The following is an 18,944-nucleotide window of genomic DNA, read 5'->3' as shown; positions in this document are numbered from 1 at the left end:
CCAAAATCTCTCCCAGATCCGTTGCCAGGCGGCCACTGGAAGCGTTGGCCAAGGCGCTTCAGTACACGTCGCGCCGATAACGCCCGGTGGCGTTGAGTTCGCGCATGGAGGCCTCGCCGGCGATCTGGCGCAGTGCTGCGTCGACGCCCGAGGCCATGCCCTGCAGGCTGCCGCAGACGTACACGGCGGCACCTCGCGCCAGCCAGGCCTGCACCTCCTCGGAGGCCTGCAGCAGGCGATGCTGCACGTACTGGCGCTGGGCTTGGTCGCGCGAGAACACCATGTCGAGACGGCGCAGCGCGCCCGAGGCCTGCCATGCCTCGATCTCCTGGCGGTAGAGAAAGTCGTGCCGCGCATTGCGCTCGCCGAACACCAGCCAGTTGTCGTGCTGCCCGGCCTCGGCGCGGGCACGCAGGTGGCCGCGCAAGCCCGCCAGCCCCGTGCCGTTGCCGACGAGGATCAGGGGCCGCTGGGCGTTGGCCTCGAGGCGAAAGTTGCGGTGCGGCCGCAGGCGCAGCGCGATGCGATCGCCGATCGCCAGCGTCGAACTCAGCAGGCCGGAAGCGGCGCCGAGCGTTCCGTCGGGGTGCCGTTCCTGGCGTACCAGCAGGTGGAGCTGGCCATCGGCCGGGATCGAGGCGATCGAATAGTCGCGCGGGCGGCCGGGATCGCTTGCCAGCGTGATCTGGGCGATGTCCCCGGATTCCCACTGTGCCGATTGCCCGGCGGGCGGTTCGAACGCGAGGTGGTACACGGGCGCGCCGGCGCTTCCGGCGTTCAGCAATTCCCGCGCGTGGAGTCGCCATGGGAGGGGCGTGCCGTCATGGCCGGGCGTTGTCGACAGCGCGTCGGCCCCGCCGCACAGCGTCTGCCACCGGGCCAGGGCGGCAGGGTTGCCGTTGTCGACCTCGATGCGCTCGAAGGTTCGCGTGGCGCCCGTCGAATGAAGCCACTCGTCGAGCGCCCGGCCGAAGCCGCAGAAGTTGGCGTATTGGCGATCGCCCAGCGCGAGCACGGCGTAGCGCAGCGAAGAGAGATCCATGCCGGCGCGCATCACGTCCGCCGCGAACACGCTGGCGCCGTCGGGCGCGTCGCCTTCGCCGTAGGTACTGGCAACGAAGAGGGCTGAGCCCGCGCCTCGAAGCGTCTGCGCATCGGCCTGGTTGAGCGGGATCACGCGCACCGGCTTTCCGGCGTCGCGCAGCCAACCGGCGGTTTGCCAGGCCAGGGCCTCGGCCTGGCCGGTCTGGCTCGCGAAGAGCACCAGGGCGGCTTGCGAGCTGCCGTCGCCTGCCAGGGCAGCGGCCGTGCGCGCTGCAACCCGTCGACGACCGCGCTCTCGCCGGTACACGGCGAGGCACATTGCCGCATAGGCGCACATCGTCGCGCCGGCCGCCAGCGCGCGCAAGACCGCCTCGGTCATGAGCTGTGCGCGGGCCAGTGGCTGGTGGCCAGGACCCGGGGCTGCGCGCCTTCGTGACAGACGAACAGAGCCGGGGCCGCGTGGCGCTCGGCGAATGCCAGGCCCTCGTCGGGCCCCAGCACCGTCAGAACGGTCGCCAGCGCATCGGCGTGCATGCATTCGCGGTGCAGCACCGTCACCGAGGCCAACGCGTGGCGAGGCGGCTCGCCGCTGCGCGGATCGATGGTGTGCGACCAGCGCCGGCCGGCGTGTTCGTGCGTGTGCCAGCGGTCGCCCGAGGTGGCGATGGCCAGGTTGGAAAGCGCGACGACCGCCGGGCGGTCGTTAGGCGCGTCGACCTGGACTCGCCAGGGAGCGCCGCCGGGGCGGTGGCCGGCGCCGCGCAGCTCGCCGCCGACTTCGACGATGAAGTCCTCGAGGCCGAGGGCACGTAACGCCTCGGCCACGTGATCGACTGCGAACCCCTTGGCCACCCCCGAGAGATCGAGCGCAGTGCCGCCCGGCTGCAGGATCGATTGGGTTCCAGGATCGAAGTCGAGCCGCTCCCAGTCGACCCGCGCCCGGGCTTGCGCGAGATCGGCCGGGGAGGGGGGCGTCCCAGAGGTGCAGGCTTGTGCTCCGAACCCCCACAGCGAGATCAAGGGCCCGACGCTGGGATCGATCGCGCCGCCACTTGCCGCGGCCCAATGCAATGCGCAGCCCAGCACTTCGGCGAATTCCGGCGCCAGCGAATGACGGCTGCCGGCGATCGCGCCGTTGAAGCGGCAGATGTCCGAGCCCGGGTCCCAGGTGCTCATCTGGGCGATCACGCGGTCGAGCGCGGCTTGCACGGCATGCCGGACTGCGCCGAGCTCGATCATCTTCGGGTTGTCGAAGCGCAGCGACCAGGTCGTGCCCATCGTGCGCCCGCCGATCGCCTGAAGGCTGGCAGGATCGGCGCGGCGCGGCAGCGCGGCATCGGCGTAGCCGCTCGCCCAACGGGCGGCGAAGGAAGGCCGCGCGGTCGCGACCTTGGCGGGCGTGTTCAGGGCATCACTTCCAAGGTAGCGGCATAGCTCAGGCGCCGCTCCTTGGCCTGCGGGACCGACGTCTTGCTGTCCTTGGTGTTGGCTTCGAGCCAGTACATGCCGGCCTGCGGCCAGGTCACGGAGAACTGGCCCTTGGCGTCCGTCTTGGCCGTGATCTCGTCCATCTTGTCGCGGTAGCGCGTGTTGCCCGGCGTGACCGTCACTTCGAGGTCCTTGGCGGGCTGGCCGTCGATCTGCAAGATGAAGCTGGCCTTCTCGCCCTTCACCAGGTCAGTGGGATGGGTGGTGGCGACCAGTTCCAGCCCCTTCCCGCTCGGCTGGAGCTTGCTGGGCTTGCCCACGGTGATGAAGGTTTCGATGCGGCCGGTCGACTGCGTGACTTCGACTTCTTGTGCGTCTGCCGGGATCTGGCTCGCGATGTTCTCCGGCGTGCCGCGCGCGCGCTTCTGCTGCCCGGTAGCCTTGTCCTTCCAGCGCGCGAACACGCCGCCGTTGAGCACCGCGACACGGTAGGTACCGGGCTGGGCGAGGTTGAGGTCGAAGACGCTGCGCAGCTTGCCCTTGTGAACGTTCTCGGCCTTGATGGCGCTGCCGTCGGGCGCCGTGACGTCGAGGTTGTCGAGGGCCAGCGGGTTGTGATTGAAGAAGAACAGGTCGTTGGACACGGCCGCGTCGACCGTGATCCAGTCGCCCTTGGACAGCAGCGTGCTGGAGGGCAGCAGCCACACGTTGTGTGCATGGACGGACGCGGTGGCGAGGGCGAGGGTCAGGGCGACGGTGCGGAAAGCAAGCTTCATATGGAACCCGATGAGGAGGATGGGGGAATTCAGGGCTTGAGTTCGAGCTTCACTTCGCCAAGCTCGCTGTTGCCGGCGACCTGCGGCTGCGCTGCCGACTTCGGCGGCCATTCGAAGGGGATGCTCAGGATCTCGCGGCCACCGACCTCGCGCGCCGCCTCGACGTAGAGCTTGTAGGCGCCAGGCGCCAGCTTCGGAAGTGCGACCGAGCCTTCGGTGAAGCTGATCTGGTGCTTGCCCGCGGGACGGGTGGCGCTGCTGATGCCATCGACCGGCATCTGCAGCTCGCGGCCCGTGCGGCGCCACCACTGGCGCATGTCCTTGAGCCATTTGGTGCCTTCGCCCTCGGCATTGCCCTTGTTCTTGATGTCGTACCAGACCGCCAGCGTGGCCGCGACCGACTGGTCGGCGCGTTCGATCCATGCCGCGACATAAGGCCGGTGGTATTCGGCCACCGTCAGGCGCGGCACCTCGATGTTGACCGTGAGACCAGCCGCGAAGGCGGGAGCACCGAAGAGCGCCGCGAGCGCAAGGGAATAGCGAACTTGCACGAAAACCTCTTTCCAGGATCAATGAATGAACATCAGCGCCAGCAGTACCGGCAGCACCAGCCCCATGCCAACCACGGGCCAGGTGAACGGGCGATTGCCCGCGTGCATCTTGAGAATGAACAGGCCGGTGACCGAAAAAATGAGTGCGGCAGCCGCGAAGAGGTCGATGAACCAGCTCCAGGCGGCGCCCGTGTTGCGCCCTTTGTGCAGGTCGTTGAAGTACGAAAGCCAGCCGCGGTCGGTGCGCTCGTATTCGATCTCACCGTCGGCCAGGCTGAGTCGCAGCCAGGCGTCGCCGCCGGGCCTCGGCAGCGAGAGATAGATCTCGTCGTCCGACCACTCGGCCTCTCGGCCCGCGGTGTCCATGGCCCATTGTTGCTGCACCCAGGCCTGCAGTTCTTGTGGCAGCTCGGCCTTGCCCTTGTTTGCCTTGACGGACGGCAGCTGCCGCATGAGGCGGGCGCGCAGCGCGTCGTCGATGGCGCCGGTGCGGCTGCTCACCTTGGGCTTCGCCTCGATGCTTCCGGCGTGATTGAGCGTGAAGCCGGTGACGCTGAACAGCACCATGCCGATCAGGCAGAGCGCCGCGCTGACCCAGTGCCATTCGTGCAAGGTCTTGAGCCAGTAGGCGCGGCGGCGATTGGCGGAAGGGGCGTTCATCGAAGCCCGGCATTCTATCCTCACAAATGAGAATGAATGCTATTTGCATGTTGCGCGCTGCGCAAAAAAAGCGGGGCTCGAGGCCCCGCTTCAGTGGCGAAGATTGCCTTACTCGACCTCACCCATCTGGGCCTGCAGATAGTTCTGCAGGCCGACCTTGTCGACCAAGTCGATCTGGGTTTCCAGGAAGTCGATGTGCTCCTCGGTGTCGTCCAGGATTTCCTGCAGGAGGTCCCGCGACACATAGTCGCGAACCGCTTCGCAGTGAGCTATGCCGTCCTTGATGGTGGCCTGCGCGCCCATTTCGGATGCCAGGTCGCACTGCAGGATCTCGGGTACGTCCTCGCCTACACGGAGCTTGGCCAAGTCCTGCAAGTTCGGCAGACCGTCCAACATGAAGATCCGATCCATGAGCTTGTCGGCGTGCTTCATCTCGCCGATGGATTCTTCGTATTCCTTCTTCGCCAGCTTGTCCAAGCCCCAGTGCTTGAGCATGCGGTAGTGCAGGAAGTACTGATTGATCGCGGTGAGCTCGTTCTTGAGCTGGGCCTGCAGATGGTCGATGACTCGAGGGTCGCCCTTCATGATCTTTTCCTTGTTATTAAAACCGTGGATTGTGGGTTCGCCTCGAACGCGCAGGCAAGAGAACCCATGCTGTGGCGGTCTGCATGCGTTTGATCGTGATAGGCGTTCGCATCCGCTGGAGGGCGGACGCGCTCATAGCGCGACGCTTTATTTTTCATAGTTCTTTGCTATTAAATGCTGAAGATTGGTAGTTATACTGAACACTCGCTTTTTTCTTCAGTCACCTAGGAACCCATACATGTCCCTGATCAACACCGAAATCGTCCCGTTCAAAGCCACCGCGTACCACAACGGCAAGTTCGTCCCAGTCAGCAACGAGAGCTTCAAGGGCAAGTGGTCCGTCGTCGTCTTCTACCCGGCCGACTTCACCTTCGTGTGCCCGACCGAACTGGGCGATTTGGCCGACCACTACGCCGAATTCCAGAAACTGGGCGTGGAGATCTACGGCGTGTCGACGGACACCCACTTCACCCACAAGGCCTGGCATGACACCTCGGACACCATCGCCAAGGTGAAGTACCCCCTGATCGGCGACCCCAGCCAACAGCTGGCCCGTGCCTTCCAGGTCCTGATCGAGGAAGGCGAAGACGCCGGTCTCGCCTATCGCGGCACCTTCGTGATCGACCCCGAGGGCAAGATCAAGACCGTCGAAGTGCATGACAACGGCATCGGCCGTGACGCCAATGAACTGCTGCGCCGCGTGAAGGCCGCCCAGTACGTCGCCGCCCACCCGGGTGAAGTCTGCCCGGCGAAGTGGACCGAGGGCGCCGAGACGCTCAAGCCGTCCTTCGACCTGGTCGGCAAGATCTAAGCCGCCCGTTCGCGCCAGGCCCGGGCGCGTTCGCACCCGGGCCTTTCTGTTTCCGTCTTCCGATTTCCAAAGAGGTGAGTCCACCATGCTCGACGCCGGCACCAAAGCACAATTGAAAAGCTATCTCGACCGCATCACGCAGCCGGTCGAAATCGTCGCTTCGCTCGATGACAGCAAGGCGTCGATCGACCTGCAATCGCTGCTGAAGGATGTGGCGGACTCGTCCCCGCTGGTGAAGGTCACCGAAAGCCGCGACGACAACCATCGCAAGCCCTCGTTCTCCATCAACCGGCCCAGCCAGAGCAACGGCCCGCGCTTCGCCGGCCTGCCGATGGGCCACGAGTTCACTTCGCTGGTCCTCGCGTTGCTGCAGGTCGGCGGCTATCCGCCCAAGGTAGAGCAGGCCGTGCTCGAGCAGATTCGTGCGCTGGAAGGCGACTTCGAGTTCGAGATCTACATCTCGCTCACCTGTCATAACTGCCCGGACGTGGTGCAGGCGCTCAACCTGATGGCGGTGCAGAACCCGCGCATCAAGACCACGATGATCGACGGCTCCCTGTTCCAGGACGAAGTGAAGGAGCGCCAGATCATGGCCGTCCCCACCGTCTTCCTGAATGGCACCGAATTCGGGCAGGGCCGCATGAGCCTGGAAGAGATCCTGGCCAAGATCGACACCAGCGGCGTCGAGCGCGAGGCGAAGAAGATCGCCGGCAAGGACCCCTTCGACGTCCTGATCGTCGGCGGCGGCCCGGCCGGCGCAGCGGCTGCCGTCTACGCAGCGCGCAAGGGCATCCGCACGGGCGTGGCCTCCGAGCGCTTCGGCGGCCAGGTGCTCGACACCCTCGGCATCGAGAACTTCATCTCGATCAAGGAAACCGAAGGACCTCGATTCGCGCTCGCGCTCGAAGAGCATGTGCGCCACTACGACGTCGACATCATGAACCTGCAGCGCGCGGCGGCGCTGGTGCCCGGCGACGACATGATCGAGATCAAGCTCGAGAACGGCGCCTCGCTCAAGAGCCGCTCGGTCGTGATCTCGACCGGCGCGCGCTGGCGCAACATCAACGTGCCCGGCGAGCAGGAGTACAGGAACAAGGGCGTGGCCTATTGCCCGCACTGCGACGGGCCGCTTTTCAAGGGCAAGCGCGTGGCCGTGATCGGCGGCGGCAACTCGGGCGTCGAGGCGGCGATCGACCTGGCCGGGATCGTGGGTCATGTCACGCTGATCGAATACGACACCCAGCTGCGCGCCGACGCAGTGCTGCAGCGCAAACTCAAGAGCCTCGCCAACGTCGAGATCATCACCAACGCGCAGACCACCGAGATCACCGGCGACCAGCAGAAGGTCAACGGCCTGGTCTACAAGGACCGCGCGACGGGCGAGGCCCGCCAGGTGCCGCTGGAAGGCGTGTTCGTGCAGATCGGCCTTGTGCCCAATACCGACTGGCTGAAGGGCACGCTCGAGCTCTCGAAGCACGGTGAGATCGTGGTCGATGCCAAGGGCCAGACCTCGGTGCCCGGCGTGTTCGCGGCGGGCGATGCGACGACGGTGCCCTTCAAGCAGATCATCATCGCGGCCGGAGACGGTGCGAAGGCGGCGCTGAGCGCCTTCGATCATCTGATCCGTACCTCGGCGCCGGCGGAGAAGGCCGCGGTCGCCGAGGCGCTGGTTTAGCGAGCGCTTCGAACGCGCGAGGCCCGAGAGCGCTCAATACGTCAGCCGCTCGGGCCGCAGCTCCTGCAGGATGGTGGTCGCGATCTCTTCGATCGACTTCGTGGTGGTCGAGAGCCAGCGGATACCGGCGCGCCGCATCATGGCCTCGGCCTCGCTCACCTCATGGCGGCAGTTCTCGATGCTTGCGTAGCGCGAATTCGGCCGCCGCTCGTTGCGGATCTCGCTCAGCCGCTCGGGTTGGATCGTGAGCCCGAAGATCTTCTTGCGATGCGGCATCAGTGCCGGCGGCAACTGCCGGCGCTCGAAGTCCTCCGGGATCAGCGGGTAGTTGGCAGCCTTGAGGCCGTGCTGCATGGCCAGGTAGAGCGAGGTGGGCGTCTTGCCGCTTCGGCTGACACCCACCAGGATCACGTCGGCGTTGTCCAGGTCGCGGTTGCTCTGTCCATCGTCGTGCGCCAGGCTGAAGTCGATAGCCTGAATGCGGGCGTTGTATTCCTTGCTCTTGCTGACGTCGCTGAAGCGGCCGATGCGGTGGTTCGACTTCATCGCCAACTCGATTTCGAGCGGCCGCACGAAAGTGCCGAACATGTCGAGCAGCATCCCCTTGCAGCCGGTCTCGATGACCTCCAGCACGTCCATGTTCGCCAGCGTGGTGAAGACGATCGGCCGCAGGCCCTCCACTTCGGCGGTGTGGTTGATCCGCCGCACCGCCTGGTGCGCCTTGTCGACCGTGTCGGTGAAGGGCAGCCGCACATGGCGGGGCTTGATCTCGAACTGGGCCAGAACGGCGTTGCCAAAGGTTTCGGCGGTGATGCCGGTGCCATCGGAAACGAAGAATACGGTGCGTGTGTGCATGCTTGGCGGCCTTGTCCTGCGGCGCGCCGACCCGCTCGGCGCCTACAATCCGGCCCATTATCGGGAATGCGGCCCCGTCCGTTCCCGACACCCCCATGCTTTCACCCATGCACACCGCCCCTGCGCCCAGAGCAATCAGAACGATCGCGCCGCGCCGTCTGCATGCCGCCCCGGTTTCAACTTCTGGAGCTTTCCCATGTCTGCACTCTTCGAAGCGACCGCCCTGGTCGTACCGTTTGAAAACCTGAGGATGACCGACGTCGAGTCGGTCGGCGGCAAGAACGCCAGCCTCGGCGAGATGATTTCCCAACTGCCGCAAGGGGTGCGCGTGCCCACCGGCTTCGCGACCACCGCCCACGCGTTCCGGCAGTTCCTGGCCCACGATGGCCTGGCCGATCGCATCAGCGCGAAACTCAAGAGCCTGAATACGGAAGACGTCCGCGCCCTGGCTGCGGCTGGGGCCGAGATCCGGGCCATGGTCGAGGCCCAGCCCTTTCCGGCCGACCTGGCGCAGGCGATCAAGGAAGCCTTCGCCAAGCTCAGCGCGGGCAATCCCGAGGCCTCTTTCGCCGTGCGCTCGTCGGCGACCGCGGAAGACCTGCCTGACGCCTCCTTCGCCGGGCAGCAGGAGACCTTCCTCAATGTGGTGGGCATCGAGGACGTGCTCCACAAGATGAAGGAGGTGTTCGCCTCCCTCTACAACGATCGCGCCATCAGCTATCGCGTGCACAAGGGCTTTGCCCACGACGTGGTGGCGCTGTCGGCCGGCGTGCAGCGCATGGTGCGCAGCGACCTGGGCGCGGCGGGCGTGATGTTCACCATCGACACCGAGTCCGGCTTCGACCAGGTGGTCTTCATCACCTCCAGCTACGGTTTGGGTGAAACGGTGGTGCAGGGCGCGGTGAACCCGGACGAGTTCTACGTGCACAAGCCCATGCTCAAGGCCGGCAAGCGCGCGGTAATCCGCCGCAACCTCGGCTCCAAGCTGATCCAGATGGAATTCGCCAGCGCCGCCGAGAAGGCCGCCAGCGGCAAGCTGGTGAAGACCACCGACGTCCCGACCGAGCAGCGCAACCGCTATTCCCTTACCGATGCCGAGGTGGAGCAACTGTCCAAATACGCGCTGGTGATCGAGGAGCACTACGGCCGGCCGATGGATATCGAGTGGGGCAAGGACGGCACCGATGGCCAGCTTTACATCCTGCAGGCCCGTCCGGAGACCGTGAAGAGCCAGCAGCAGGGCAAGGCCGAGCAGCGCTACAAGCTGCTGGCCAAGGGCGCCGTGCTGGCCGAAGGCCGCGCGATCGGCCAGAAGATCGGCACCGGCCCGGTGCGCCTGGTCCACAGCATCAGCGAGATGGACAAGGTCCAGGCCGGCGACGTGCTGGTAACCGACATGACCGACCCGAACTGGGAGCCCGTGATGAAGCGCGCCGCCGCCATCGTCACCAACCGCGGCGGGCGGACCTGTCACGCGGCCATCATCGCGCGTGAGCTCGGCATCCCGGCGGTCGTTGGCTGCGGCGACGCCACCGACCTGCTGAAGGACGGCACGCTGGTGACGGTGAGCTGCGCCGAGGGCGACACCGGCTTCATCTACGACGGCCTGCTCGAGACCGAGGTGACCGAAGTCCAGCGCGGCGAAATGCCCGAGATCGACATCAAGCTCATGATGAACGTGGGCAACCCGCAGCTGGCCTTCGACTTCGCCCAGTTGCCGAACCACGGCGTGGGCCTTGCGCGGCTCGAATTCATCATCAACAACAACATCGGCGTGCACCCCAAGGCGATCCTCGACTACCCGAACGTCGATGCCGACCTCAAGAAGGCCGTCGAATCGGTCGCCCGCGGCCATGCGTCTCCGCGTGCCTTCTATGTCGACAAGGTGGCCGAGGGTATCGCCACCATCGGCGCGGCCTTCTGGCCCAAGCCGGTGATCGTGCGGCTGTCGGACTTCAAGTCCAACGAATACCGCAAGCTGATCGGCGGCAGCCGCTACGAGCCGGAGGAGGAGAACCCGATGCTCGGCTTCCGCGGCGCCGCGCGCTACCTCAGCGCGGATTTCGGCGAGGCCTTCGCCATGGAGTGCGAGGCGCTCAAGCGCGTGCGCGGCGAGATGGGCTTGACCAACGTGCAGATCATGGTGCCCTTCGTTCGCACCTTGGGCCAGGCAGCCCGCGTCACCGGACTGCTCGGCGAGCATGGCCTCAAGCGCGGCGAGAACGAGCTCAAGCTGATCATGATGTGCGAGGTGCCGAGCAACGCCATCCTGCCGGAGGAGTTCCTGGAGTTCTTCGACGGCTTCTCGATCGGCTCGAACGACCTGACGCAACTCACGCTGGGACTGGACCGGGATTCCGGCCTCGAGCTGCTGGCGGCCGACTTCGACGAGCGCGATCCCGCCGTCAAGGCGCTGTTGGCGCGCGTGATCAAGGCCTGCAAGGAGAAAGGCAAGTACGTCGGCATCTGTGGACAAGGGCCCAGCGACCACCCCGATTTCGCGGCGTGGCTGGCCGAACAGGGCATCGAGTCGATCTCGCTCAACCCCGACAGCGTGATCGACACCTGGCAGCAATTGGCGCAGCGCTGAAGCGACTGAAAAGGGCGCGACGGGGCTGGTTTGCTCCGTCGCATTACAACTTTCGTCACAACTTCTGTTTGTAATTTCTCTGTCAGCTTAGTCAAGTTACAAGCGGATGCATCTTTGATGTCAAACTCGGCGCCCACGGGGAGGGACCGCCCGGATCGCTCGGACAAGAGACCACCTAGAGTCCGAGAGCGCCGGAGATTTCGCATTGAGGACGCCATGATTCTTGTCAAGACAGAAGCCGGCCAGCAGGTGTTCAAGGACCGCTCGGTCCGGCTCACGCCGCGCCAGCGCTCGGCCTTCATACTGTTCGACGGCAAGCGCTCGGTGAGCGAGGTGCTCGAGGCCGGCATGGGCATTGGGCGCCAAGACATCGATCAGATGGTCGAGCTCGGGTTGTTGGGGCAGGTAGGCGGGATGGCCGAAGCGGCCAACGCCGGGACGGTGGCGATGCCGGTCGGGCCCACGCCATCGCCGGCCCGGCAGCCTGAGCGCCCAACTGCCGCGGCGCTCCAGGTGGAGGCTTCCGCAACGCCCGCGATGGGGTTGCCCTCGGCTCAGCAGCGTTACAAGGACGCTTACCCGATCGCTACACAGCTCACCGGCAGCCTCGGGCTGCGCGGGTTCAGGCTGAACCTATCGGTCGAGGGTACCTCGACCTACGAGGAATTGCTGGCCCTGGCACCCAAGATCCGCGCCGCTGTGGGCGATGACAAGGCGGTAGCGCTGGATCGCGCGCTGGGCATCTGAGCAGACGGCTCCGACGGGGCACTCCAGAGCCGCATCGCCTGCTACAATAGCCGGCTTTGCCTTGCCACACTGCGACTGACGCTGCGGGTGGCTTAATCCCTTCCACGGAAGATCCACAAGGAGTGCCATGCGTCACTATGAAATCATTCTGCTGATCCATCCGGATCAAAGCGAGCAAGTTCCGGCCATGCTGGAGCGCTACAAGGGCATGATCACCGCCGGCGGCGGCAAGGTCCATCGTGTCGAAGACTGGGGCCGTCGCCAGCTGGCCTATCAGATCAACAAGCTCAACAAGGCGCACTACCTGTGCGTGAACATCGAGGCCGAGCAGGCCGTGATGGCCGAGCTCGAGCATGCCTTCAAGTTCAACGACGCCGTCCTGCGCCACCTCACCGTGGTCAAGAAGAAGGCCGAGACCGGCCCTTCGTCGATGATGAAGACGGTGGAGCGCGAAGAGGCCCGCAAGGCCCAGCAGGCCGAGTACGCCGCCAACAACAACTGATGATGGCGTGAGCGCTGCCGCAGTCAATCAGCTGGTGCTGACTGCCTGCGTTGCCGAGCTCGGTGCCTTGCGTTACACGCCCGCCGGCCTGCCCGCCATCGATCTGCGGCTCGAACACGAGTCGACGATGACCGAAGCGGCCCAGCCCCGGCAGGTCAAGGCGGCCCTCAAGGCCGTCGCGTTCGGCGCAGTGGCCGAGCGGCTCGCGAGGCAGGCATTGGGAAGTCTCTGGCGTTTCCAGGGCTTTCTGGCCACACCGCGCAACGGCAAGCATCCAGTGCTGCACATCCAGGATTTTCAGCAAGATTAATTTACGAGAGGTCCCACAATGGCCACGTTCAAGAAATTCAACAAGGACAAGCGTCCGAAGCGCAACACCCAGTCGCTGCTGTTCAAGCGCAAGCGCTTCTGCCGCTTCACCGTCGCCGGTGTCGAAGAGATCGACTACAAGGACATCGATACCCTGCGCGATTTCATCAGCGAGAACGGCAAGATCATCCCCGCGCGCCTGACCGGCACGCGCGCGATCTACCAGCGTCAGCTCAACACCGCGATCAAGCGCGCCCGCTTCCTCGCGATGGTGCCGTACAGCGACCAGCACCGCGTCTAAGGAGCCGGACACCATGCAAGTCATTCTTCTGGAAAAGGTCCTCAACGTCGGCGTCCTCGGCGATATCGTCAAGGTCAAGGACGGCTACGCCCGCAACTTCCTGATTCCCTCGGGTCTCGCCCGCCGTGCCACCGAATCCAACAAGGCCGAGTTCGAAGCCAAGCGCGTCGAGCTCGAAAAGGCCGCCGCCGCCAAGAAGTCCGAGGCGGAAGCCCAAGGCGCGAAGCTCGGCGGTACCGCCGTCAAGCTCACGCAGAAGGCCGGCGTCGACGGCCGCCTGTTCGGCTCGGTCACCAATCACGATATCGCGGACGAGCTCAGCAAGCAGGGCTACAAGATCGCGAAGTCGCAGGTGCGCATGCCCAGCGGGCCGATCAAGACAGTCGGCGACAGCACGGTCAGCGTTGCGCTGCACACCGACGTGGTGGTCGAGATCACCGTCACGGTCTACGGCGAAAGCGCGTAACGCCTTCGGCAAGGAAAAAAAAGGCTCGCAGCTGCGACCTTGTCCTTGTGGGGCCGCCTTCGGGCGGCCTTTGTTTTTTGCAGCCGCAGTTGTCCCGCGTGCTGCACTGATAAGTCACCGCTTATCCACAGCGTTATCAAATGACGTGGCCCTTCGTGCGCTTTAGCATGTGCGGCTGCAAGGAAGTTCATGTCCGCCGTCTTTTCCTACGCCGACAACGATCCGTCGGCCGACCGTCAAATCGCGCAGTTGCGCATACCGCCCCATTCGATCGAGGCCGAGTCGAGCGTGCTCGGCGGTCTGCTGCTCGACAATGGGGCCTGGGACCGGATGGGTGATCTGCTGGTGGACAGCGATTTCTATCGCCACGAGCACAAGCTGATCTACGCCGCGATCGGCGCGCTGATCAATGCCAGCAAGCCGGCCGACGTGATCACCGTCTTCGAACAGTTGCAGAACCTGGGCAAGGCCGAGGAGGTCGGCGGCCTGAGCTACCTGAACTCGCTGGCGCAATATGTGCCGAGCGCCAGCAACATCCGACGCTACGCCGAGATCGTGCGGGAGCGCTCGATCTTGCGCAAGCTGGTCAGCGCCAGCGACGAGATCGCGACCAACGCCTTCAACACGCAGGGCAAGTCAGTCGACAAGATCCTCGACGAAGCCGAACAGAAGATCTTCAACATCGGCGAGGAAGGCTCGCGCATGAAGCAGGGCTTCCAGAGCATGGAATCCCTGGTGGTCGAACTGCTCGACCGCGTGAGCGAGATGGCGGAGAACCCGAACGACATCACGGGCGTGCGCACCGGTTTCTACGAGTTCGACAAGATGACCTCGGGTCTGCAGCCAGGCGACATGATCGTGCTGGCGGCGCGCCCCTCCATGGGCAAGACCTCGCTGGCGATCAACATCGCCGAGCATGTGGCGCTCAACGAGGGGCTGCCGGTGGCGGTGTTCTCGATGGAAATGGGCGCGTCCCAGTTGGCGGTGCGTATCGTCGGCTCGATCGGCCGCATCGACCAGGGCCACCTGCGCACCGGCAAGCTCAGCGACGAGGAATGGCCGCGCCTGACCGAGGCCATCGAGAAGCTGCGCAATGTGTCGCTGCACATCGACGAGACGCCGGGCCTGACCACCAGCGAGCTGCGTGCGAACTCGCGCCGTCTGGCGCGCCAGTACGGACGGCTTGGCCTTATCGTGGTGGACTACCTTCAGCTGATGAGCGTCTCCAGCAGCATGAACGACGAGAACCGCGCAACCGCGGTGGGCGAGATCTCGCGCGGCCTCAAGATGCTGGCCAAGGAGCTCAAGTGCCCGGTGATTGCCTTGTCGCAGCTCAGCCGCGGCGTGGAAAGCCGCACCGACAAGCGCCCGATGATGAGCGACTTGCGCGAGTCCGGCGCCATCGAGCAGGATGCCGACCTCATCATGTTCATCTACCGCGATGACTACTACAACAAGGACAGCAAGGAACCTGGCGTGGCCGAGGTGATCATCAGCAAGCACCGCAACGGCCCGACCGGCACCGTCAAGCTGGCCTTCCTGAAGCCGCTCACCAAGTTCGAGAACCTCGCCGGCGGCAGCGACGATTTCTGAAGGCTACTGCAGCCGGGACGGCTGGGGTTCCGCCGGATCGTCCTGCAGCCGACGCAACATCTCGGCCAGCGTCTTGCCGGGCTCGTCGCGAAAGCGCTCCGGCAGGACCTCGATGCGATCGATGCGATCGATGCGGAAGCCGCGAAAGTCCTCCCTCAGCTCGCACCACGCCGAGAAGGTCCAGACCCGGCCCCAGTAGAAACAGCCCAGCGGTCGCACCACGCGCTGGCTCGGCGCGCCGCTGACGTCGTGGTAGTCCATGCGCAGCTTGTTGCGCGACTGGACAGCTTCGCGCAGCGTCTGCAGGCGCAGCCGCGTTCCATCGTCGAGCGCGATCGCAGGCGCGAACAGCGCCAGACTCTCGGCCGACACGCGCGCGGCCGGCGGGAGCACAGACAGGATCTTGCCGAGCGCGGTCTGGATGTCCTTTGCCATGGCCGGATCGACCCAGCTCTGGGCCAGCCGCGCCGACGCCACCAGCGCTGCGGCCTCATCCTGCGTGAACATAAGCGGCGGGAGGTCGAAGCCCGCGCCCAGGCGATAGCCGACGCCGGCTTCGCCCTCGATCGGCACGCCCTGTCGCTGCAGGTCGGCCACGTCGCGGTAGATGGTGCGATCCGACACCTCCAGCCGCTGGGCCAGGAAGGCGGCGGTCGTGAGGCGTCGCCCGCGAATCAGTTGGACGATCTGGAACAGGCGGTCGGCACGGCGCATGGGGACAAGCAGTCAAGGTCGAACGAGCTTCTTCTCGAAGTCTTCCACGAAATAGCGCCGTCCGCGCTGCACCACCACATGGCCCTCGGACCCTCGGGCACCCGCTTCATGGCCTCGTCGACCTCTCGCGGCGAGGGGATCACGATCGTGCCCGTCCCGTGGCGCGGCTGCACGCGCTCGGGGATGGGCTTGACCTCCGGCAGACCCGGATGGCCGGCGAGCCGGTCTCGCCATGGCTTGGCGCTGCGGGAAGCGGGCATCGATCTCAGTCCAGGATCACGCCGATGTGAATGGCGACCTGGTCGGGGCCGCTGTAGGCCTCGAAATCGCTGCGGTAGCTGCGGCTGATCTCGGGGTGTTGCTCGAAATACTGCCAGATCGACTCCCACAGAGCGAGCACCATCTGCGGCATCTCGCCCTGCCCCGTGAAGACCAGGTAGTCGCCAGCTTCGACCTTCACGGCGGAAGGGCCGCCGGAGACGGCGACGCCGGTCGTCAGGTCGAAGGCGCCATGCGCATTGGATTCGTAGGCCGAGTACACCCCATAGAGCCGCATGTCGTCGACGCGATTCGGCGTCACGGCATAGACGCGCTCGTCGAAGAAGCGCGTCCAGAGCTTGCTCATGCGCGCCGAGTGCGGCTCGTTCTCGGTGCGGTTGCTGGTGCGTACGGTGAGGCCGGCAATGTTGAAGCCTTGGTGGCGTTGAAGCTGAGGTTGCATGGTTCGTTCTCCAGGTTCATCTTGTCGCTCGAGGTCGGGCGCCGGACCGCAGACGCTTAGCGCGTCGGCGATCCAGTTGCGTGAAGTCAAGATGCCATGCTGCGCGCCGGCTACTGACAACGTCCTGTCAGCAGCCCTGGCGCGGTGCGCAAGAAAGCCGGCCCGGCAGCCGGGCGTGAGTTAGAGCACGTCGCTCGCGAAATCAGCCAGCCGCGAGCGTTCGCCCCGTGCCAGCGTGATGTGGCCACTGTGCGGCCAGCCCTTGAACTTGTCGACCGCGAAGGTGAGGCCTGAAGAGCCTTCCGTCAGGTAGGGTGTGTCGATCTGCGCCAGGTTGCCCATGCAGATGATCTTGGTGCCGGGGCCCGCGCGTGTGACCAAGGTCTTCATCTGCTTCGGCGTCAGGTTCTGCGCCTCGTCGATGATCACGTACTTGTTGAGGAAGGTGCGGCCGCGCATGAAGTTCATGCTCTTGATCTTGATGCGGCTGCGGATCAACTCGTTGGTGGCCGCGCGTCCCCATTCACCGGCGCCGCCGCCGTCGCCCTTGGCCAGGAACTCGAGGTTGTCGTCCAGTGCGCCCATCCACGGGCCCATCTTCTCTTCCTCGGTGCCCGGCAGGAAGCCGATGTCCTCGCCCACGCTCACGGTCGCGCGGGTCATGATGATCTCGGTGTAGCGGCGGTCGTCAAGCACCTGGGTCAGGCCCGAGGCCAGTGCCATCAGCGTCTTGCCGGTGCCAGCGGTCCCGGTCAGCGTGACGAAGTCCACCTCCGGGTCCATCAGCAGGTTCATCGCGAAGTTCTGCTCGCGGTTGCGCGTGTTCACGCCCCAGACGGCGTTCTTGACCGAGCCGTAGTCCTTGAGCGTCTTGAGCACCGCCGTCTTGTCGCGGATCTCGGTGACGCGGGCGTACATGCTGGGCTCGCCGGGCGCCTCGAAGTAGACGAACTGGTTGATGTAGAGATTGGGTACCAGCGGCCCGCTGACGCGGTAGAAGGTGCTGCTGCCGCTCTGCCAGCTTTCGATGGGCTTGCTCTGGCGGGTCCAGAAATCGGCCGGCAGGGCCAGCGCGCCGGAGTAGAGCAGGTCGCCGTCTTCCAGTGTCTTGTCGTTCTGGTAGTCGTCCGCTGCGAGACCCAGCGCGCGCGCCTTGACGCGCATGTTGATGTCCTTCGACACCAGCACCACCTCTTGTCGGGGCCGCCCCGGACCGTCCTTGACGTAGAGGTCGCGCAGCGCGTGGACGACGCCCAGGATCTGGTTGTCGGCCTTGCCTTGCGGCAGGCTGGTCGGCAGGGAGTAGTCGAGCGGGTCGGTCTGGAAAAACAGCTTGCCGCCCGCTTCGCGGTGGCCGGTGGTGTCCAGCTTCAGGCCCTTGCCGATGTCGGCGCCCTGGGCAGCGGCGAGCGCGTCAAGTGTGCGGCTGGTCTGGCGGCCGTTGCGCGCGACTTCGGTCGTGCCCTTCTTGTGACCGTCGAGTTCTTCCAGCACGATCATCGGCAGGAAGATGTCGTGCTCCTCGAAGCGGAACAGGCACATCGGGTCGTGCAGCAGCACGTTGGTGTCCAACACGAACAGCTTGGCCGGGCCGTTGGGTTTGCTGCGCTTGCCCTTGACCGGGCTGGTCGCTCCCTTGGCTGCCGTGTCGGGGCGGCTCTCCTCGATGCTGCGCTCGGCGGGCAGGGGGGCTTTCAACCGGGGCAGGGGCGGCGCCTCGATGGCGGCGCCGCCTTCCGCGCCGTGCCGGTCGAACAATTCGAGTGGCTGAGGCCCGCTGGATCGGGTCTCCTCAGCGCGCCGGTCGGAGGAGCGACGGCCGGCCTTCCCGTGCAGGGAGCGGGCCGGCGCGTCGTGCGCCTCCGGAGAAAGCAATGCGGCGCGTTTCGTGGGGGCGGGGGGCAAGGGCATGGGGCGGTTCGCTCGCAGGAAAGAAGGGGCCAGAAAGCGAAAAAGCCGCCTGAAGACCCAAGCGGCTTTGTTCGGTGGATGCGGTCGCGGAGCTCAACGGCATGGAACCATTATGCACATCGGCTGTGACAGGTTCCACGATCGTTGCGCATCGCCAACGCGTCCTGGTAAAAGCTCACGAATGTTGCCGATCAGGCAGATCCGTATTACTTCTTCAGCGCCTTGACGGCTTTGAGGACTTCGTCGACATGGCCCGGCACCTTGAGGCCGCGCCATTCGGCCTTGAGCACGCCGTCGGCGCCGATCAGGAAGGTGCTGCGCTCAATGCCCTTGACCTTCTTGCCGTACATGATCTTGTTCTTGACCACGCCGAACATGTGGCACATCTTTTCCTCGGTGTCGGCAATCAGTTCGAAGGGAAGCTCGAGCTTGGCCTTGAACTCGTCGTGCGACTTCATGTTGTCGCGCGAGACGCCGAACACGGTGGCGCCGGCCTTCTCGAAATCCTTGTAGCGATCGCGGAATTGCATCGCTTCGGTGGTGCAGCCGGGCGTGTTGTCCTTGGGGTAGAAGTACATCACCAGCACTTGCCCGAGATGCGAGGTGTTCGAAACCTTGAGGCCGCCGGTGGCGTTGGCGTCGAATTCAGGGATGGGTTTGTTGACAACGATCGCCATGAAACTTATTTTCTCCGTTTGATTCCAC

20 protein-coding genes are annotated in these 18,944 nt (G+C 65.2%); 9 read left to right on the top strand and 11 right to left on the bottom strand.

The genetic code is table 11. The features are described from left to right. Positions 1–58 precede the first annotated feature (58 nt). From AC3A6X_RS10270 to bfr, 6 genes are all read right to left on the bottom strand, one after another. Positions 59–1,423 (bottom strand): sulfite reductase subunit alpha, encoded by a 1,365-nt coding sequence (locus tag AC3A6X_RS10270; RefSeq protein WP_487842087.1) that lies wholly within the window; start codon positions 1,421–1,423, stop codon positions 59–61. Further along, the gene (locus AC3A6X_RS10265) at positions 1,420–2,322 is read right to left on the bottom strand and encodes an FAD:protein FMN transferase (protein ID WP_487842086.1); all 903 of its coding nucleotides are present in this window, start codon (positions 2,320–2,322) and stop codon (positions 1,420–1,422) included. The genes AC3A6X_RS10270 and AC3A6X_RS10265 overlap by 4 nt, the downstream gene beginning before the upstream one ends. 125 nt (positions 2,323–2,447) lie before the next feature. Beyond that, positions 2,448–3,248 carry a DUF4198 domain-containing protein gene (locus AC3A6X_RS10260; protein ID WP_487842085.1) on the bottom strand — a complete coding sequence of 267 codons (801 nt, stop codon included), beginning with the start codon at positions 3,246–3,248 and terminating at the stop codon, positions 2,448–2,450. Positions 3,249–3,277: 29 nt separating this feature from the next. Next, entirely contained in the window at positions 3,278–3,799 is a 522-nt protein-coding gene (locus AC3A6X_RS10255) for a DUF2271 domain-containing protein (protein WP_487842084.1), read from the bottom strand. Between the two features lie 18 nt (positions 3,800–3,817). Further along, the gene (locus tag AC3A6X_RS10250; protein WP_487842083.1) at positions 3,818–4,459 is read right to left on the bottom strand and encodes a PepSY-associated TM helix domain-containing protein; all 642 of its coding nucleotides are present in this window, start codon (positions 4,457–4,459) and stop codon (positions 3,818–3,820) included. Positions 4,460–4,567: 108 nt separating this feature from the next. After that, a complete protein-coding gene (bfr, locus tag AC3A6X_RS10245) occupies positions 4,568–5,044 on the bottom strand; it encodes a bacterioferritin (RefSeq protein ID WP_487842082.1) in 477 nt (158 codons plus the stop codon). Between the two features lie 238 nt (positions 5,045–5,282). On the opposite strand from bfr, the gene ahpC reads away from it, so the two are divergent. Next, positions 5,283–5,855, top strand: coding sequence for an alkyl hydroperoxide reductase subunit C (gene ahpC / locus AC3A6X_RS10240; protein WP_106556737.1), 573 nt, complete (start codon positions 5,283–5,285; stop codon positions 5,853–5,855). Positions 5,856–5,940: 85 nt separating this feature from the next. Beyond that, entirely contained in the window at positions 5,941–7,530 is a 1,590-nt protein-coding gene (gene ahpF / locus AC3A6X_RS10235; RefSeq protein WP_487842081.1) for an alkyl hydroperoxide reductase subunit F, read from the top strand. A gap of 33 nt (positions 7,531–7,563) precedes the next feature. On the opposite strand, the gene ppsR is transcribed toward ahpF, so the two are convergent. Then, on the bottom strand, positions 7,564–8,385 hold the full coding sequence (gene ppsR / locus AC3A6X_RS10230; RefSeq protein ID WP_086924076.1) for a posphoenolpyruvate synthetase regulatory kinase/phosphorylase PpsR: 822 nt from the start codon (positions 8,383–8,385) through the stop codon (positions 7,564–7,566). 196 nt (positions 8,386–8,581) lie between these two features. Between ppsR and ppsA the strand changes: the two genes are divergently transcribed. The 7 genes from ppsA to dnaB all read left to right on the top strand — a co-directional run bounded on the left by ppsA (position 8,582) and on the right by dnaB (position 14,893). Continuing rightward, positions 8,582–10,975, top strand: coding sequence for a phosphoenolpyruvate synthase (ppsA, locus tag AC3A6X_RS10225; protein WP_487842080.1), 2,394 nt, complete (start codon positions 8,582–8,584; stop codon positions 10,973–10,975). Between the two features lie 216 nt (positions 10,976–11,191). Further along, positions 11,192–11,722: a hypothetical protein gene (locus AC3A6X_RS10220; protein ID WP_487842079.1), complete on the top strand. Its 531-nt coding sequence runs from the start codon at positions 11,192–11,194 to the stop codon at positions 11,720–11,722. Positions 11,723–11,849: 127 nt separating this feature from the next. Next, positions 11,850–12,224: a 30S ribosomal protein S6 gene (gene rpsF / locus AC3A6X_RS10215; protein ID WP_068683060.1), complete on the top strand. Its 375-nt coding sequence runs from the start codon at positions 11,850–11,852 to the stop codon at positions 12,222–12,224. Between the two features lie 7 nt (positions 12,225–12,231). Next, entirely contained in the window at positions 12,232–12,534 is a 303-nt protein-coding gene (gene priB / locus AC3A6X_RS10210; protein WP_487842078.1) for a primosomal replication protein N, read from the top strand. A gap of 18 nt (positions 12,535–12,552) precedes the next feature. After that, positions 12,553–12,834, top strand: a complete 282-nt coding sequence (rpsR, locus tag AC3A6X_RS10205) for a 30S ribosomal protein S18 (RefSeq protein ID WP_007830781.1) — start codon at positions 12,553–12,555, stop codon at positions 12,832–12,834. A 13-nt stretch (positions 12,835–12,847) separates the two neighbouring features. Then, on the top strand, positions 12,848–13,300 hold the full coding sequence (gene rplI, locus AC3A6X_RS10200; protein ID WP_487842077.1) for a 50S ribosomal protein L9: 453 nt from the start codon (positions 12,848–12,850) through the stop codon (positions 13,298–13,300). Between the two features lie 189 nt (positions 13,301–13,489). Then, positions 13,490–14,893, top strand: a complete 1,404-nt coding sequence (dnaB, locus tag AC3A6X_RS10195; protein WP_309971751.1) for a replicative DNA helicase — start codon at positions 13,490–13,492, stop codon at positions 14,891–14,893. Positions 14,894–14,896: 3 nt separating this feature from the next. Here dnaB and AC3A6X_RS10190 read toward each other — a convergent pair whose 3' ends face one another. From AC3A6X_RS10190 to AC3A6X_RS10175, 4 genes are all read right to left on the bottom strand, one after another. After that, on the bottom strand, positions 14,897–15,607 hold the full coding sequence (locus AC3A6X_RS10190; RefSeq protein ID WP_487842076.1) for a helix-turn-helix transcriptional regulator: 711 nt from the start codon (positions 15,605–15,607) through the stop codon (positions 14,897–14,899). 265 nt (positions 15,608–15,872) lie between these two features. Then, on the bottom strand, positions 15,873–16,328 hold the full coding sequence (locus AC3A6X_RS10185) for a GyrI-like domain-containing protein (RefSeq protein ID WP_487842075.1): 456 nt from the start codon (positions 16,326–16,328) through the stop codon (positions 15,873–15,875). A 180-nt stretch (positions 16,329–16,508) separates the two neighbouring features. After that, a complete protein-coding gene (locus AC3A6X_RS10180) occupies positions 16,509–18,239 on the bottom strand; it encodes a PhoH family protein (RefSeq protein WP_487842074.1) in 1,731 nt (576 codons plus the stop codon). 206 nt (positions 18,240–18,445) lie between these two features. Then, the gene (locus AC3A6X_RS10175; RefSeq protein WP_106556747.1) at positions 18,446–18,916 is read right to left on the bottom strand and encodes a peroxiredoxin; all 471 of its coding nucleotides are present in this window, start codon (positions 18,914–18,916) and stop codon (positions 18,446–18,448) included. Between the last annotated feature and the right edge of the window lie 28 nt (positions 18,917–18,944).

It is taken from the genome of Variovorax sp. Soil_C_12, assembly GCF_057657375.1.
Note: the sequence above shows the minus strand (reverse complement) of the source record. Positions and strands in the feature narration are given on the sequence as shown.

Coding starts and splice junctions, on each gene's coding strand:
- AC3A6X_RS10270 (WP_487842087.1), bottom strand. CDS start 1,423: ATGACCGAGGCGGTCTTGCGCGCGCTGGCGGCCGGCGCGACGATGTGC.
- AC3A6X_RS10265 (WP_487842086.1), bottom strand. CDS start 2,322: ATGGGCACGACCTGGTCGCTGCGCTTCGACAACCCGAAGATGATCGAG.
- AC3A6X_RS10260 (WP_487842085.1), bottom strand. CDS start 3,248: ATGAAGCTTGCTTTCCGCACCGTCGCCCTGACCCTCGCCCTCGCCACC.
- AC3A6X_RS10250 (WP_487842083.1), bottom strand. CDS start 4,459: ATGAACGCCCCTTCCGCCAATCGCCGCCGCGCCTACTGGCTCAAGACC.
- bfr (WP_487842082.1), bottom strand. CDS start 5,044: ATGAAGGGCGACCCTCGAGTCATCGACCATCTGCAGGCCCAGCTCAAG.
- ahpC (WP_106556737.1), top strand. CDS start 5,283: ATGTCCCTGATCAACACCGAAATCGTCCCGTTCAAAGCCACCGCGTAC.
- ahpF (WP_487842081.1), top strand. CDS start 5,941: ATGCTCGACGCCGGCACCAAAGCACAATTGAAAAGCTATCTCGACCGC.
- ppsR (WP_086924076.1), bottom strand. CDS start 8,385: ATGCACACACGCACCGTATTCTTCGTTTCCGATGGCACCGGCATCACC.
- ppsA (WP_487842080.1), top strand. CDS start 8,582: ATGTCTGCACTCTTCGAAGCGACCGCCCTGGTCGTACCGTTTGAAAAC.
- AC3A6X_RS10220 (WP_487842079.1), top strand. CDS start 11,192: ATGATTCTTGTCAAGACAGAAGCCGGCCAGCAGGTGTTCAAGGACCGC.
- rpsF (WP_068683060.1), top strand. CDS start 11,850: ATGCGTCACTATGAAATCATTCTGCTGATCCATCCGGATCAAAGCGAG.
- rpsR (WP_007830781.1), top strand. CDS start 12,553: ATGGCCACGTTCAAGAAATTCAACAAGGACAAGCGTCCGAAGCGCAAC.
- rplI (WP_487842077.1), top strand. CDS start 12,848: ATGCAAGTCATTCTTCTGGAAAAGGTCCTCAACGTCGGCGTCCTCGGC.
- dnaB (WP_309971751.1), top strand. CDS start 13,490: ATGTCCGCCGTCTTTTCCTACGCCGACAACGATCCGTCGGCCGACCGT.
- AC3A6X_RS10190 (WP_487842076.1), bottom strand. CDS start 15,607: ATGCGCCGTGCCGACCGCCTGTTCCAGATCGTCCAACTGATTCGCGGG.
- AC3A6X_RS10185 (WP_487842075.1), bottom strand. CDS start 16,328: ATGCAACCTCAGCTTCAACGCCACCAAGGCTTCAACATTGCCGGCCTC.
- AC3A6X_RS10180 (WP_487842074.1), bottom strand. CDS start 18,239: ATGCCCTTGCCCCCCGCCCCCACGAAACGCGCCGCATTGCTTTCTCCG.
- AC3A6X_RS10175 (WP_106556747.1), bottom strand. CDS start 18,916: ATGGCGATCGTTGTCAACAAACCCATCCCTGAATTCGACGCCAACGCC.